Here is a 14,639-nt window from a genome sequence, read left to right on the forward strand (position 1 = left end):
CCTCACGGAGATGCGGGTTCACCTCACGGAGATGCGGGTTCAAGTCCCGCCGCCGGCACCATGCGTTGACTTTGTTCACTTGGTCGCCGTCGGCGCTCGGTTGTACTGTCCCCTCTCCTGGCGTGAAGCAGTAGATCGCCCCCTCCTGACTTCGGCCGGCATGCACATCGTCAACCCCACGCCTTACCTCGCTGGATGGAACGTCGGCCATCGACCCGACGGGCGCGAACTCGCCGTGGTGGTCGTCAAGGCCAGCTTCGTGCTGAGCAGTTGCGGGGAGGCGCCACCGCAGCTTGCGGATGAGCAACTTCCGCTGTACGAGGCCGACGTACCGGGCCCCGATCCGGCGCGCAGCGCCCCGCTCCACGAGAACGACTTCAGCGTCTTCAAGCCGCACTGCGACGTCCTGCTGCGGGCCCGCGCCCATGCGCCGGGCGGCCGGCCGGTGACGCGGATGGAGGCGGGCTTCATGGTGGGCAGCTGTCGCAAGGTGGTGACGGTGCTCGGCCATCGCGAATGGCGTCGTGGCGTGATCGGCGTGGCGGCGACCGAACCGCAGCCGTTCACGACGCAGGAGATCGGCTACGACAGCGCGTTCGGCGGCACCGACATCGATCCGTCGGACCCGGGCCGCATCGAGCTCTACCGGCCCAATCCGGCGGGCACCGGCTACTGCCGCTTCCGGCAGAACCTGGTCGGCATGGCCTTGCCGGCCACCGAGGAGCCGGGCCATCCGGTCGAGCGGCCGGACGGGCCCTACCGCCCGATGGCCTTCGGTCCGTTGGGGCGGCATTGGCTGCCGCGCGTCGAGCATGCAGGTACCTATGACGAGCGCTGGCAGCGCGAGAAGATGCCGTGGCTGCCCGGTGACTTCGACCCGCGCTACCACCAGGCCGCGCCGCCCGACCAGCAGATTTCCTATCCTCACGGCGGTGAGCCCATCGTGTTGGCCCACCTGAGCCCGCTGCCGCGCATCGAGGCCCGGCTGCCGCGGGAACCCGTGCATGTGCGCTTCGTGCGCCATGGCGCGCCCATCGTGGAGGTGCAAGCGCAGATCGACACGGTGTTCATCGAGCCGGACGAAGACCGCCTGTGCCTGACATGGCGCGCGAGTTGCCCGCTGATCCGCGATCCGTTCGAACTTCGTGAAATGCAGATCGAGACCACCTCCACCCGCACCCCCGGCCTGCTGCGCTCGCGCCTGGCCGGCAAGAAGCACTACCGCGGCCTCGCCGCGCTGGTGCGCGCCCGCAAGGGGGGCGCATGAGCCGCGCCGCAGGCCTCTCGGTGTTCGGCCACGCGATGCTCACCGCGGTGGGCGCCGATGGGCCGTCCACCTGCGCTGCGATGCGCGCCGGCATCAACGGCGCCCGCCGCGCCAAGCTGTGGGACTTCACGGTCGGCGAAGACCTGAACGCGGCGCGGCCGCGCCTGCACCAGTGGTGGGAAGGGCCGACGATGACCGCGCCGCTGGCCATTCCCGTGATCACCCAATGCGCGCAGCAGGCCGCCGAGCTCGGCATGGCGCCTGACGCGGCCGGTGCCCTCGCGCTGCCGGTGCTCGTCATCCTGCCGCCCGCGGACCGGCCGTTCCGCGCCCCCGATCTCGAACCGATGGTGATGAGCGACCTCGCCCGCCACTGGGGTGGCGCGCTGCCGGCCGGCAGCGGCACCATCGCGGGCGGGCGCACCGGCATGCTGACCGCACTGCAGGTCGCGGACGATCTCCTCGGGCGCCATGGCGCGCCCGGCTGCATCATCGTGGGCGTCGAAAGCTTCCTGCGCCAGGTCGTCGTCGCGCACTACATGCGCCGCCGGCGCCTGAAGTGCGGCACCAACAGCAACGGCTTCCTGCCCGGCGAAGCCGCCTGTGCCGTGCTGGTCGGGCGCAGCGGCGCCTTCGAGGCGGACGAGCTGCTGATCCAGGGCATCGGCGTGGGCCACGAGGCGAGCGGCGACGGGGGCAACGAGAACGACCCGGTGCGCGGCGACGGTCTCACGCAGGCCATGCAGCAGGCGCTCGAGATGGCCCAGGTGCCGTTCTTCGACCTGAACTTCACGGTCAGCGACCACAACGGCGAGCGCTTCAAGTTCAAGGAGGCGGCGATCGCGGCCGGCCGGCTGGACCGCCTGCCGCCGGAGGGGGTGTCGCGCCGGCCCAAGGGGCATGTGGAGACCTGGCACCCGGCCCAGTCGATCGGCGAGGTCGGGGCGGCGATCTTCCCGTGCCTGCTGGGCTGGGCCTTCGAGGCCGGCGCCAAGGCGTACGCGCCGAGCCATCACGCGCTGCTGCACGCCGGCGAGGACAACGGCGAGCGCGTCGCCCTGGTCACCGCCTTCGAGCGCCGGGCTTGAGGCCGTGGGCAGGAACGTCTTCGCGAACGGGCTGGAGGTGTCGGGCAAGGCCTCGACGAACCGCTCGATCGCCGCGATGCCCGACGTCTGCCTGTCGCCGCCGGGGCCGCCGGCCGGGCCGGTGCCGATCCCGTACCCCAACACCGCCTTCGCGAAGGACACCGCGCGGGGCAGCCGCACGGTCAAGATCGGCGGCCAGGAGGTGGGCAAGAAGAACAGTTCGACCTACAGCAAGAGCACCGGCGACGAGGCGGCGACGCGCAGCTTCGGCATGAACGTCGTGTCGCACAACATCACCGGCCCGATGAAGTTCGCCGCCTGGTCGATGGACGTGATGGTGGAGGGGGCCAACGCCACCCGCTTCATGGACCTGACGACGCACAACCACGGCAATCCCGCGGGCGGTGCCACCGGGGCCAGCATGGCCGAGAAGGGGCCGCCGGATTTCGGCACCGACTGCGACAAGCTGGAGGTCAAGAATACGGAGGCGCGGAAGAACAACGCGAAGCTCGACACGAGCCAGACCGTGACGCACGGCGTGTTCCGGGATGCCAGCGGTGCGACGGAAGTGGTCCGCGGCAGCAGCAAGGGCAACATGGGCAACGGCTGGTCGGTGGGCGTGAGCACCAAGGAACGGCGGCTGAGCCTGACCCCGGCGCAACGCGAGTACCTCAACTTCCAGGCCAGCACTCCGCAGTCGCAGCTCGACAGGCAGGCCAAGGCGCAGGCGCAGGGCAAGGACTACGAGCCCAGGGACCGGGACACGCACGGCACGCTGGCGTGCTTCGGATCCGGCCGCGAGAAGACGCCTTTCCAGTACGGCAGCTACGAGAGCATGACGCCCAACTACCCGGCGCATGCGGAGCCGAAGATCATCGACGAGATCTTCCTGACGCATCCGAACCCGAACGGCGGATCGCTGCTGCTCGCCATCGACTGGCCAGGTGGCGAAGCGAACGGACAGACCAAGGAGTCGCCGTGCAAGCAGAGCTGCGCGAAGCTCATCTGCGAGATCGAGCAAGCCGGCTGCCTGGACATCTGGCTGTGCGAGCGCAACGGGGAGGGCCAGCTGGAGATGAAGAAGCCCACGTGCCCGCCGACCACCGCCTGCAGCTGACCCCACCCCGCGCCTGTGCCCATGTCTGCCCACCTGCCACCCTGGATCCCCGCGTCGATCCGCCACGCGCCGATCGACTTCGCGTGGCGCGGCGCGCAGCGGCACTGCGGGCCGGTGAACGCGGTGACGCCGCTGCTGCGCAAGCTGGACAACACCACGCTGTGCGGCCAGCTGAGCCTGTGCGCCGGGCTGCTGTCCTGGGCCGCCGTGCGCTTCATGGATGCCGCCGCCGAGGCGGCGTCGTGCCTGGAACTGGCGGAGGCCGCCTTGGCGTACCAGGTCGACTGGCGCTACGTGGACCCTTCCGCGGGCAGCGTGCGCACGGCGCCGGATGCGCCACCGGCGTTGTCGGCGCTGATGGAGGTGGCGGTGTACCTGTGGAAGGGCATGGACCGGGCCGCGTACTGGGAGAGCCTCCACGCCCCGGTGCGCGAGACCTTCCACGCCGCCCACGTGGTGCAGCACGTCATGCCGCAGGCCGAGCGCCCGGCCTTCGTCGACTGGTTCGAGCAGGCCATCGCACGGGTGCAGCAGCAGGCCCGCGCACCGAAGGGGCCGGCGCGCTACCGCAACGACTTCGACAACCCCGAGGACTGGCAGCGCTTCATCGCCGCGCGTCGCGGCCCGGCGCTGCCGCCCGAGCTGCTCGATCCCGGCTTCGACTACCAGCCGGCGCAGCGCGAGGCCCTGGTCGCCCGCTTCCTGGCCCGCCTCGACGGCAGCGCCAACCGCTACCTGCGCACGCCGCAGGAGATGCTGCGCCTCGGCTTCGACGGCGAACCGTACCGCCTCGGCGTCCCGCGCCAGCCCACCCCGTGAGATCCGAATGAGCCCACCACGCGACTACCTCGCCGCCTCCGGCATCGCCGTCGACGACTACCCCTTCGCCTGGGACGCCTGGGAGTCCGACGCGTACTACCTGACCGACGCCGGGGCCGACGAACGCTTGCCGCTGCTGACCGGCAAGGCCAGGCTCGCCTTGCTGATCGCCAGCGCCGAGTGGATCGTGCAGCGCTTCTCCGCCTCCGGCCAGCACCAGGAGGCCGTGCTCTACGTCACCGCGGCCTGGGCTGGCGCAGTGCATCCTGCGTATTGCGTGCGGGTGGACCTCGACGAGAGCGTGTGGGCGGGCCCGGTGCTCGGGCCGCTGCGCGCGGCGATCGCGCTGCTGGACAATGCCTTGCACGACCTGGGCACCGATCCCGATCCGGGCCGCGAGGCGGTATGGATGCGCAGCCTCGTGCGCCACGTGCTGGCCGATCCCCGGCCCTTCGACGACTGGTGGGAGGCCTGCATGCACCGGTTGCTGCGATTCCATGCCATCGACGTGGAGCTCGCGCAGCACAAGCCTGACCTGTTCGAGGATTTCCCGACCGAGGGCTCGCCGGTGCCGCCGCAGGCCTGCGACCCGGGGCAGCCCTACGATCCCGCGCAGAACGAGGCGTTCTGGGATGCCTGGCTGCAGGGCATCGATCCGGACACGAATCCGTTCCTCGCGTCGCCGGGCGAGCTGCCTGATGACGACGAACTGCCGGGGCCGCCGTACCGCTACCAGGCCGGCCAGCTGCCCTGAGGCCGATGGACCGGTACGAGGACATCGCCGAGGAGCATGCGGGGCAGGCCGCCTTCCTGTGGCACCTGCGCAGCCTGGCCGTCGCGCAGCCGCACTACCTGCTCGACGACCTGGAGGCCCTCGACAGCCGGCTCGCGGCGCCGGTCGACGGCCTGCGCGAGGCCTCGACGGCCTGGGACGCCTGCCGGCGCCTGCTGGCCGACGGCACGCCGTGGGCAGCGGCACCGCTGGCGCTGATGGCCCTGGAGCGCGGCGACGGCCGGCAGGTGGCGCAACTGCTCGCACTGGCCGAGCAGCAGCCCGCCTGGGCGCCGATGCTGGAGGCCGCCTTCGGCTGGGTATCGCCGCAGTTCCTGCGCGGGACGATCCACGCGATGCTGCAATCCGCATCGCCGCTGTGGCGGCGCATCGGTCTGGCCGGCTGCGCGATCCACCGCGTGGATCCCGGTGCCGCGCTGGCGCCGGCGCTCGACGACGCCGACCCGCTGCTGCGGGCTCGCGCGCTGCGCTGCGCCGGCGAACTGGGCCGCGTCGACCTGTTGCCGGCCTGCCTGCGGGCGCTGGCCGATGAAGACGCCGAGTGCCGCTACCGGGCCGCGGCGGCGGCCTTGTTGCTGGGCGACCGGGGGCCGTCGATCGACGCCTTGTCGTCGTTGAGTGCCTCGTCCGGGCCGTGGCAGGAGCGCGCATTGCGCCGCGTGCTGAAGGCGTTGGACGGATCCGACGCACGCGCGCTCTTGGCGCCGCTGGCGGGGCAGCCGGAAGCGGCCCRCACCCTGATGGCGGGCGTCGGGCACACGGGCGACGTGCGCTATGCCGAGTGGCTGATCGAGCACATGGGCGATCCCACCACCGCCCGGGCAGCGGGCGAGGCCTTCACCTTCATCACTGGCGCCGACCTGGTCGCCCTTGGGCTGGACCGGCCTGCACCGGACGACGTCGAAGCCGGGCCCGGCGACGATCCTGCCGACGACCGGGTGGCGATGGACCTGGACGAAGACCTGCCATGGCCGCAGCAGGATGCGGTGGCGGCCTGGTGGCGCAGCCAGGCGGGGCGCTTCACGTCCGGGGTGCGTCATTTCCTGGGGCAGGTCGCGAGCTCGCAGCACTGCGTCGCCGTGCTGAGGCGCGGCTACCAGCGGCAGCGCATCGCGGCCGCGCAGCACCTGTGTCTCGCGGCGCCCGGCGGCGTGGTGTTTCCGGTGGATGCGCCGGCGTGGCGCCAGCTTCAGCTGCTGACACCGGCCGTGTCGTGACAGTGCATCCTGAAGAGGAAGGACGAGGAAACCCGATTGGCTCGGCTGGTTCGTTGACGCCAGAATTGCTTTGTCTGCTTTCCCGGGTAGTTCTGTCGGAGGGGAATGCGCGGCATTGGCGCGGCTGCCTGCGCCGCCACCCATCTTGTCAGGAGCGCATCCATTGGACGACGGTTTCTGGGCGCACGTGCTCACCGACTCCGCCACGCAGTCGCCGCGGCCTCACGCGCTGGAAGAGCATCTCGCTCAAGTCGCGCAGATCGCGAGCGGTTTTGCGCCTCACGGGGCAATGGACTGGGCCCGGATGGCGGGGCAGTGGCATGACCTCGGCAAGTATCGTGAGGGCTTCCAGAAATACATCCGTTCCGCGAACGGCATCGAGGCACATCTGGAAGGGCGGATCAAGGACGCCGACAAGACTCATTCCGCTGCCGGCGCTCTGTGGGCACAACGCGTCCTGACGGAGCGCCACGGCCCGGCCGGGCAGATGATGTCGCGCGTCTTCCAGTACGTCATCGCGGGTCACCATGCGGGGCTGGACAACTGGGATGGTGGGCTTGCGGGACGCCTGGACAGTGCCGACGCCCGCCGCGAGCTCGAAACCTGTCTGGCGGCGATGCCGCCCGATGCGGTACTGCGCGGTGGGCTGCCCGAGCTCCTCTCCTTGCGCGATATCCCCGCCTCGAACGAGAGTGGCCACATGCCGGGTCGGTTCGCGCTCTGGGTGCGGATGATCTTCTCGGCGTTGGTCGACGCYGATTTCCTGGACACCGAACGCTTCATGGATGGTTCGCGAGCGAATGCGCGCAAGGCCGGCCCGGACTTGCCGCGTGTGAAGGCAACGCTGGATCTGCATCTGGCGCAACTCGCTGCAGGCGCTGACGACACGCCGGTCAACCTCCTGCGGGCGGGCATCCTGGCCCAATGCCGCGACAAGGCTTCACGTCCACCCGGTGTCTTCACGCTGACTGTGCCAACAGGCGGTGGCAAGACTCTGTCGAGCCTGGCATTCGCGCTGGACCATGCCGTCCGACACTGCAAGCGGCGCATCGTCTACGCCATTCCCTATACCAGCATCATCGAGCAGACGGCCGAGGTCTTCCGCGGCGCCCTGGCGACGTTGGGCGATGACGTGGTGGTCGAGCACCACAGCAATGCCGAGGCCGAGCCCGAGCGGGAGACGGCCCGGTCGCGTCTGGCTTGCGAGAACTGGGACGCGCCCCTGATCGTCACGACGAACGTGCAGCTGTTCGAGAGCTTGTTCGCGCGGCGTACCTCGCACTGTCGAAAATTGCACAACCTGATCGACAGCGTGATCGTGCTCGACGAAGCGCAGTTGCTGCCGGCGGAGTTCCTGCAGCCCATCGTCGATGTGCTGTCGCTGCTGGTGACGGATCACGGTGTGACCCTCGTGCTGTGCACGGCCACGCAGCCCGTATTGAGTGCGAGCATCAGCGCGGACCCGAAGCGCGGCTTGCAACGCGGATTCGATCCGTCGAAGGTCACCGAGATCGTTGACGACGTACCGGGCCTGTATGCCGCGTTGCGCCGCGTGCGCGTTCATCTGCCGGCCAGCCTGGACGTGCCGCGGGCCTGGGAAGAGTTGGCAGAAGAAGTCGCCGCGCATCCTGCTGTGCTGTCCATCGTGAGCCGGCGGGCCGATGCACGGCAACTGTTCACGCTGCTGAAGCGGCACAGTGACGAGGGGTGCTGGCATCTGTCGGCTCTAATGTGCGCGCAGCATCGCAGCGATGTCATTGCAGCGATCAAGCTGGCACTGCGCGAGCGGCGTGTTGCCATGAGCACGGGGGGCGCTGCGGCGCCGGTGCGAGTGGTCAGTACGAACTTGGTGGAAGCGGGCGTGGACCTGGATTTTCCGGTCGTGTACCGCGCGCTGGCAGGGCTGGACTCGGTTGCCCAAGCGGCAGGGCGTTGCAACCGTGAGGGTCGCCTGGAGGGGTTGGGTGATGTGCACGTCTTCGTGCCGCCGACCAAGGCTCCGCCCGGGTTGATGCGGCAGGCGCGCGACACCTGCAAGGTGCTGTGGCATGAGCACCCTGAGGATCCGTTGGCGCTGCCCTTGTTCGATCGGTATTTTCGGCGGCTGTACCACGATGCTCCGTTGGACGCCAAGGCGATTTGCGAGGCGCTGTGCCTGTCTCTGGATCCCAGGGAGCGAGCCCTGCCGGTGCGCTTCAAGGACGCTGCGGAGGCTTTCCGACTGATCGACGACAAGGATGCGGCGACGGTGCTGGTGCGATACCAGAGCCCCAATGCCAAGCAGGACATCAACGAGTTGCTGCGGATGCTCGAGCACCTGGGGCCGGATCGCTGGCTGATGCGCAAGCTGCAGCGCTACGGGGTGTCCATCTACCGCTACCAAGTCGACCCGCTGGTGCGAGGTGGCGACATCCGCGAGGTGCCGATCTGCCCCGGCCTGTATGTGCAGACCGAAGGATGGGACGGCTTCTACGATCCCTTGTTGGGTGCCAAGGTGGATGGTGCGCCCGGCGACCCGGGTTCGCTGTTCGTCTGAGCATGATTCGTCATGAAGAGTCGAGGAGGATGAGAGATGCGCGTTCATTGCCTTGAGGTGGCTGGCGACTACGCCTGCTTCACGCGCCCCGAGATGAAAGTCGAGCGCGTCTCGTACGACGTGATCACCCCGTCGGCGGCGCGGGCCGTATTCGATGCGATCTTGTGGAAACCGGGGATCCGATGGCGGATCTGCCGCGTCGAGGTGCTGAAACCTGTCCGCTGGATCAGCGTGCGCCGCAACGAAGTGGGGGCCGTGGTGTCGACCCGCAACGTGACGACTGTGATGAACGAGGGGCGAGGGGATCTTGCGCTCTACATCGAGGAGGAGCGGCAGCAGCGAGCTGGGCTGTTCCTTCGGGACGTCGCGTATCGCCTTCATGCCGAGATGCAGTTGGTGTCCGATGAGGCGCGCGGCAATCCGGCCAAGTACGTCGCGATGTTTACCCGGCGAGCCGAGCAGGGCCAGTGCGTCAACCAGCCCTACCTGGGGTGCAGGGAGTTCGATGCCCGCTTCCGGCCGGTCTCACTCGAGAACGGGCGTGTTCCTGCCCATGAGCCGCCTGCGCTGCAGGACTGGACGGCCGACCTCGGATGGATGCTCCATGACCTCGACTTTGCTGACACGGCGAATCCGAAGCCCACATTCTTCCGCGCGAAGGTCGAGCGCGGCGTGATGGACCTCGACGGCGTGGAGGTGCGGGGATGATTCTTCAATCGCTGCACGACTACTACGTGCGCAAGATGTCCGATCCGGATCCTGCGCACCGCCTGCCGGCACCGGGGCTGGAAGAGAAGGAGATTCCCTTCATCCTTGAACTCGCAGAGGACGGCCGCTTGGCGGCAATCAAGGACACGAGGCGAATCGACGGCAAGAAGAAGATCGCAACGCGCTACCGCGTGCCTCAAGGCGTCAAGAAGACTTCTGCCGTGGCGGCGAACCTGTTGTGGGACAACGCCGAGTATGTTCTCGGTGTGCCGGATGCGAAGAAGCTCGCTGATGCATCCGCCAAGGGCAAGAAGGATGAGTATCTGGCCCGCTTGCGCGACATGCGAGCGGCGTTCAAGGCTCGCATCCTAGAGCTCCCTGCCGTTTCGGAACAAGACGACGGACTCCGTGCGGTTGTTGCCTTTCTGGAGAAGGATCAGACCGACGTACTGGCGCTCCAGCCGGCCTGGTCAGAGATTGCCGAAACAAACCCGGTGCTCAGTTTTCGGATGGCATCGGAGAACGACCTGGTATGCCAACGACCCGCTGTCGCGGTGGCCGCCATGGTGACCACGGAGCCCGTTGAGGTCGGTTCCGGCGCAACGAGCGGGCCGCCTGGCGACATCTGTCTGGTGACGGGCGAAAGGGGGCCGGCCGAGAGGTTGCATACCGCCATCAAGGGCGTCTGGAACGCTCAGTCGTCGGGTGCGAACATCGTTTCCTTCAATCTCGATGCTTTCAATTCGCACGGCAAGGAGCAGGGCGGCAACGCCCCCGTGGGAGCCGCGGCCGCGTTCGGCTACACCACTGCACTGAACCACCTGCTCGAACGAGGCTCGCGGCAGCGAATCCAGGTGGGCGATGCCTCGACGGTGTTCTGGTCGCAGCGAGCCGACGATGCCCCGATGGAAGACTGGTTCGTCGACGCTTTTGGAGAGGCAGGCGCCACGGACGATGCCGACGCGCGAACCGAGCGTGTTCGCAACCTGCTGGAGTCCATCCACAGCGGTCGCTTCGATGGCGGAGACGGTGATCATCGCTTCTTCGTGCTGGGACTCGCACCGAATGCAGCACGCATCGCGATCCGTTTCTGGTGGGCGGCTCCGCTGAAGGACCTGGCGCTTCGCATGCGTGAATGGTTCGAAGACCTRCGCATCGTGCGGGGGCCGGTCGACCCGGAGTACCCGACGCTCTTTCGTCTGCTGACGGCCGCTGCGGTCCAGGGCAAGTCCGAGAACATCCCACCGCGCCTGGGCGGTGACGTGATGCGTTCGGTGTTGTCCGGCCGCCCGCTGCCGGCCACGTGGCTGCAGGCCACCGTGCAGCGCTGCTGCGCCGACCAGGCTCGCAAGTCGGACACGGGTAAGCCGGTGCCCAACGTCAGCTATCACCGCGCAGCTGTGCTCAAGGCTTGCCTGAACCGCTTGCAACGGCATGGACAACTTCACGCAAAGGAGATCGACGTGGCCCTGGATGACACCAACGCTGACCCGGYCTACCTGCTGGGCCGGCTCTTTGCCGCCTACGAGCGGATTCAGGCGGATGCTGCGGGCCGAGACCTCAACCGCACGATCCGCGACACCTACTTCAGCTCGGCAATGGGCAACCCGGCCACGGTGTTCCCGCGGCTGGTGCAGCTCAATCAGCACCACATGCGCGACCTGGGGCGCAGCAAGCTCGGGCTGCAGGTGCTGCGGGATCGCTTGTTGGGAGGCATCTGGGGTTTGCTGCCTGCCGACTTCGAGTTTCCGTCCAACCAGCCGCTGGCCGAGCGGGCCCGTTTTGCACTCGGCTACTACCACCAACGCCAGGACTTCTTTACCAGCAAGTCCGAATCGGCACCCATCCCGCAGACCGCTTGAGGAGCACATCGACATGAGCCTGACCCATCGCTACGACTTCGTGCTGTTGTTCGACGTGAAGGATGGCAATCCGAACGGTGATCCGGATGCTGGCAACCTGCCGCGGTTGGATGCCGAATCCGGCCATGGCCTCGTGACCGACGTGGCCCTCAAGCGCAAGGTGCGGAACTATGTCGCCCTCACGCAGGATCAGGCTGAGTCCGAGCCGTCCGAAGGGCAATTGCGCTACGAGATCTACGTGCGGGAGAAGGCCATTCTCAATCTGCAGAACCAGCGCGCCTATTCGGCCCTGAAGCTGGATGCACCGGCCGACGAACCGGCTGCTGAAGCCGAGGAAGGCAGCAAGAAGAAGCCGGGCAAGGACAAGCAACGCAAGGGCAGTGGTGCCGACGTGGAGCAGGCACGCGCCTGGATGTGCCAGAACTTCTTCGACGTGCGCACCTTCGGCGCCGTGATGTCGACCGGGGTGAATTGCGGGCAGGTGCGTGGTCCGGTGCAACTGACGTTCGCCCGCTCCATCGACCCGATCGTGTCGCTGGAGCATGCGATCACGCGCATGGCCGTTGCGACCGAAGCCGAGGCGGAGAAGCAGCAGGGCGACAACCGTACGATGGGCCGCAAGCACACCGTGCCCTACGGGTTGTACCGCTCCCACGGCTTCGTGTCGGCCTTCCTGGCGAAGCAGACGAAGTTCTCACAGGACGACCTAGGCATCCTGTTCAAGGCGCTGGAGGACATGTTCGAGCATGACCGCTCAGCCGCCCGTGGCGAGATGGCGACCAGGGCTCTTTTCGTGTTCGAGCATGCGTCTGAGTTGGGAAATGCCCATGCGCATTCTCTGTTCGACCTGGTTCATGTCCGCCGACGCGATGGGGCTGCGGTGCCGCGCAGCTTTGCCGACTACGAGGTCTCGGTGGACGAATCGGCACTTCCTGCGGGCGTGAAACTGATTCGCAGGATTGGCTGAGCGAGTCAGCTGTGGGCGAAATCGAGCCCTTGCCACTGTCGGCCCTGCAGCACTGGGCGTACTGTGCCCGCCAATGCGGGTTGATCCATCTGGAGCAGTCGTTCGACGACAACGTCCACACCCTGCGCGGGCAGGCTGTCCACTCGACGGTGGATCAGCCAGGGTTCGAGTTGCGCGCGGGGCTCCGGATCGAGCGTGCACTGCCGCTGTGGTGCGACCGACTCGGCCTGATCGGCAAGGCGGACGTCGTGGAGTTCGAGCCCGACGGCACGCCTTATCCGGTGGAATACAAGCACGGATCCCGCCACAAGGTGGCCGAGATCGCCGCGTGCGACGACCTTCAACTGGCGGCCCAGGCGCTGTGCCTGGAAGACATGACGGGCCGCAGTGTCTGCGAGGGCGCGCTGTACTACGCCTCGTCGCGACGGCGACGCATCGTGCCGATCACGGATGCGCTTCGCGCGCAGGTGGTGGAGACCACACAGGAGATCCGCGCGATGCTCGATGCGGGGCGTTTGCCTGCGCCGACCGACGACGAGCGTCGGTGCAAGAACTGCTCGCTGCGCGAGCGATGCCAACCCGAAGCGCTGCGACGCCTGGCTGCGCGGCCGGTCGGCACGAGCTTGTTTGATCCGGATGCGTAGCGATGAACCTGTTGAACACCCTCTACGTGACCCTGCCTGACAGCCGTGTGCGACTGGACAACGACACGTTGCGTGTAGAGGTGGAGAACGAGACGCGGCTGCGCGTGCCGCTGCATCACCTTCAAGCCGTGGTCTGCTTCGGTCACGTCGGTGTCAGTGCGCCTTTGATGCACCGGCTGGCGGAGGATGGCATCGCGTTGGTCTTGCTCGATGTCAACGGGCGCTTCAAGGCCAGGCTGGAAGGCGAGGTGTCGGGCAACGTGCTGTTGAGGCAGGCGCAGCATCAGGCCGCGCTGGACCCGCAGAAGACGATGTCGATTGCCCGGACCATGGTGGCGGGCAAGCTCAAGAACCAGCGGCAAGTGCTGCTGCGCGGCGCCCGAGAGGCGAAGCAGGGCGACGACGAGGCCGTGCTGGAGCGCTCGGCTCAGGATCTGGCGGCCAGCTTGCGTGCTTTGCCGGGCGTGGACGGGCTTGACGCTTTGCGCGGTGTGGAGGGGGAGGCGGCGCGGACCTACTTTGCGGCGTTGAACCGGCTGTTGCGGCCTGATCTGCGAGAAGCATTCAGCATGAACGGCAGAAGCCGGAGGCCGCCACGCGACAGGATGAATGCCTTGCTGTCGTTCCTGTATTCGATGTGGACGAACGACAGCCGCTCTGCGTGCGAGGCGGCAGGGCTGGACCCGCAGATCGGCTTCTTGCATGCCGTGCGCCCGGGGCGGGCGGCATTGGCACTGGATCTGGTGGAAGAGTTTCGACCCTGGGCCGACCGACTGGCACTGACGCTGGTCAACCGTGGGCAGATCGGTGTCGCGGATTTCTCTGTGAGGGAGGGTGGTGCTGTGCTGTTGGAGGGCGATGCGCGAAAGGCGGTAGTGGTGGCCTTTCAGGAGCGCAAGCAGGATGAGATCTCGCATGCGTTGCTGGCCCAGGCGGTGCCGCTGGGTTTGGTGCCGCTCACGCAGGCACGCCTGCTGGCGCGATGCGTGCGAGGTGATATCGCCGAGTATCCGCCGTTCACGCCGAGGTAGCTGGCCATGCTGGTGATCGTCTGCTATGACGTGAGCACCGAGACGCAGGCGGGTCGGCGACGACTGCGCCGGGTGGCCAAGGTGTGCGAGGGGACGGGGCAAAGAGTGCAGAAGTCGGTCTTCGAGTGTCAGGTCGATCTGATGCAGCTGGAGACGTTGGAGCGACGGCTGTTGTCCGAGATCGAGCCGACGCAGGACAGTCTCCGCCTGTATCGTCTGGCGGACTCGAAGGGCTGCGAAGTGCGGGAGCACGGCAAGTTCAAGGCCACCGATTTCGATTCACCGCTGGTTCTATGATGATCTTCGCGAACCTGCAGTGACGTCCTTCTCACGGACAGGTTCGCGCTTCGCGCAAGCACCTGTCCTGAAAGGGAATTCCTTTGTGCAAGACGCTCGCCGTGCTGCGCGGAACTCGCCTTGTGCGAGGTTCGCGTTTCGGGGCGAGAAAGTCATGGTGGAAAGGGCGGTTGGGAGCGTGGAGTCGTGCGTCTCGTCTGAGGCGCACGTGGGTTGAAACCTTCCGGGCAATGCACAGTCTCGGCGGCCTTGACGTCGTGCGTCTCGTCTGAGGCGCACGTGGGTTGAAACCG

13 protein-coding genes are annotated in these 14,639 nt (G+C 67.6%); all 13 read left to right on the plus strand.

Going from position 1 to position 14,639, the window contains the following annotated elements:
* Positions 1-1,267 (plus strand): DUF2169 family type VI secretion system accessory protein (locus tag AC1DXV_RS22410; protein ID WP_477935604.1); only part of this gene is annotated, 1,267 nt, incomplete at its 5' end.
* On the plus strand, positions 1,264-2,355 hold the full coding sequence (locus AC1DXV_RS22415) for a hypothetical protein (protein WP_477935606.1): 1,092 nt from the start codon (positions 1,264-1,266) through the stop codon (positions 2,353-2,355). The genes AC1DXV_RS22410 and AC1DXV_RS22415, both read left to right, overlap by 4 nt.
* A 4-nt stretch (positions 2,356-2,359) precedes the next feature.
* Positions 2,360-3,472: a DUF4150 domain-containing protein gene (locus AC1DXV_RS22420; RefSeq protein ID WP_477865280.1), complete on the plus strand. Its 1,113-nt coding sequence runs from the start codon at positions 2,360-2,362 to the stop codon at positions 3,470-3,472.
* A 21-nt stretch (positions 3,473-3,493) separates the two neighbouring features.
* Complete coding sequence (locus AC1DXV_RS22425; RefSeq protein ID WP_477865281.1) at positions 3,494-4,291, plus strand: hypothetical protein; 798 nt, start codon at positions 3,494-3,496, stop codon at positions 4,289-4,291.
* A gap of 7 nt (positions 4,292-4,298) precedes the next feature.
* Positions 4,299-5,045, plus strand: coding sequence for a hypothetical protein (locus AC1DXV_RS22430; protein ID WP_477865282.1), 747 nt, complete (start codon positions 4,299-4,301; stop codon positions 5,043-5,045).
* A 5-nt stretch (positions 5,046-5,050) separates the two neighbouring features.
* Positions 5,051-6,301, plus strand: a complete 1,251-nt coding sequence (locus AC1DXV_RS22435; protein ID WP_477935608.1) for a TIGR02270 family protein — start codon at positions 5,051-5,053, stop codon at positions 6,299-6,301.
* 163 nt (positions 6,302-6,464) lie between these two features.
* Entirely contained in the window at positions 6,465-8,837 is a 2,373-nt protein-coding gene (locus tag AC1DXV_RS22440) for a CRISPR-associated endonuclease Cas3'' (RefSeq protein ID WP_477865284.1), read from the plus strand.
* A 36-nt stretch (positions 8,838-8,873) separates the two neighbouring features.
* The gene (gene cas5c, locus AC1DXV_RS22445) at positions 8,874-9,545 is read left to right on the plus strand and encodes a type I-C CRISPR-associated protein Cas5c (RefSeq protein WP_477865285.1); all 672 of its coding nucleotides are present in this window, start codon (positions 8,874-8,876) and stop codon (positions 9,543-9,545) included.
* Complete coding sequence (gene cas8c, locus AC1DXV_RS22450; protein ID WP_477935610.1) at positions 9,542-11,407, plus strand: type I-C CRISPR-associated protein Cas8c/Csd1; 1,866 nt, start codon at positions 9,542-9,544, stop codon at positions 11,405-11,407. The genes cas5c and cas8c overlap by 4 nt, the downstream gene beginning before the upstream one ends.
* A 13-nt stretch (positions 11,408-11,420) precedes the next feature.
* The gene (cas7c, locus tag AC1DXV_RS22455; protein WP_477865287.1) at positions 11,421-12,374 is read left to right on the plus strand and encodes a type I-C CRISPR-associated protein Cas7/Csd2; all 954 of its coding nucleotides are present in this window, start codon (positions 11,421-11,423) and stop codon (positions 12,372-12,374) included.
* Between the two features lie 11 nt (positions 12,375-12,385).
* A complete protein-coding gene (gene cas4 / locus AC1DXV_RS22460) occupies positions 12,386-13,018 on the plus strand; it encodes a CRISPR-associated protein Cas4 (protein ID WP_477865288.1) in 633 nt (210 codons plus the stop codon).
* Between the two features lie 2 nt (positions 13,019-13,020).
* Positions 13,021-14,049, plus strand: coding sequence for a type I-C CRISPR-associated endonuclease Cas1c (gene cas1c, locus AC1DXV_RS22465; protein WP_477935612.1), 1,029 nt, complete (start codon positions 13,021-13,023; stop codon positions 14,047-14,049).
* Between the two features lie 6 nt (positions 14,050-14,055).
* Positions 14,056-14,346: a CRISPR-associated endonuclease Cas2 gene (cas2, locus tag AC1DXV_RS22470; protein ID WP_477865290.1), complete on the plus strand. Its 291-nt coding sequence runs from the start codon at positions 14,056-14,058 to the stop codon at positions 14,344-14,346.
* Positions 14,347-14,639 lie beyond the last annotated feature (293 nt).

The sequence above is a fragment of the Rhizobacter sp. P3_C12 genome, assembly GCF_056402735.1.

What these genes read in the sequence shown, in the direction of transcription:
- AC1DXV_RS22415 (WP_477935606.1), top strand. Translation starts at nt 1,264, where the DNA reads ATGAGCCGCGCCGCAGGCCTCTCGGTGTTCGGCCACGCGATGCTCACC.
- AC1DXV_RS22425 (WP_477865281.1), top strand. Translation starts at nt 3,494, where the DNA reads ATGTCTGCCCACCTGCCACCCTGGATCCCCGCGTCGATCCGCCACGCG.
- AC1DXV_RS22430 (WP_477865282.1), top strand. Translation starts at nt 4,299, where the DNA reads ATGAGCCCACCACGCGACTACCTCGCCGCCTCCGGCATCGCCGTCGAC.
- cas5c (WP_477865285.1), top strand. Translation starts at nt 8,874, where the DNA reads ATGCGCGTTCATTGCCTTGAGGTGGCTGGCGACTACGCCTGCTTCACG.
- cas7c (WP_477865287.1), top strand. Translation starts at nt 11,421, where the DNA reads ATGAGCCTGACCCATCGCTACGACTTCGTGCTGTTGTTCGACGTGAAG.
- cas1c (WP_477935612.1), top strand. Translation starts at nt 13,021, where the DNA reads ATGAACCTGTTGAACACCCTCTACGTGACCCTGCCTGACAGCCGTGTG.
- cas2 (WP_477865290.1), top strand. Translation starts at nt 14,056, where the DNA reads ATGCTGGTGATCGTCTGCTATGACGTGAGCACCGAGACGCAGGCGGGT.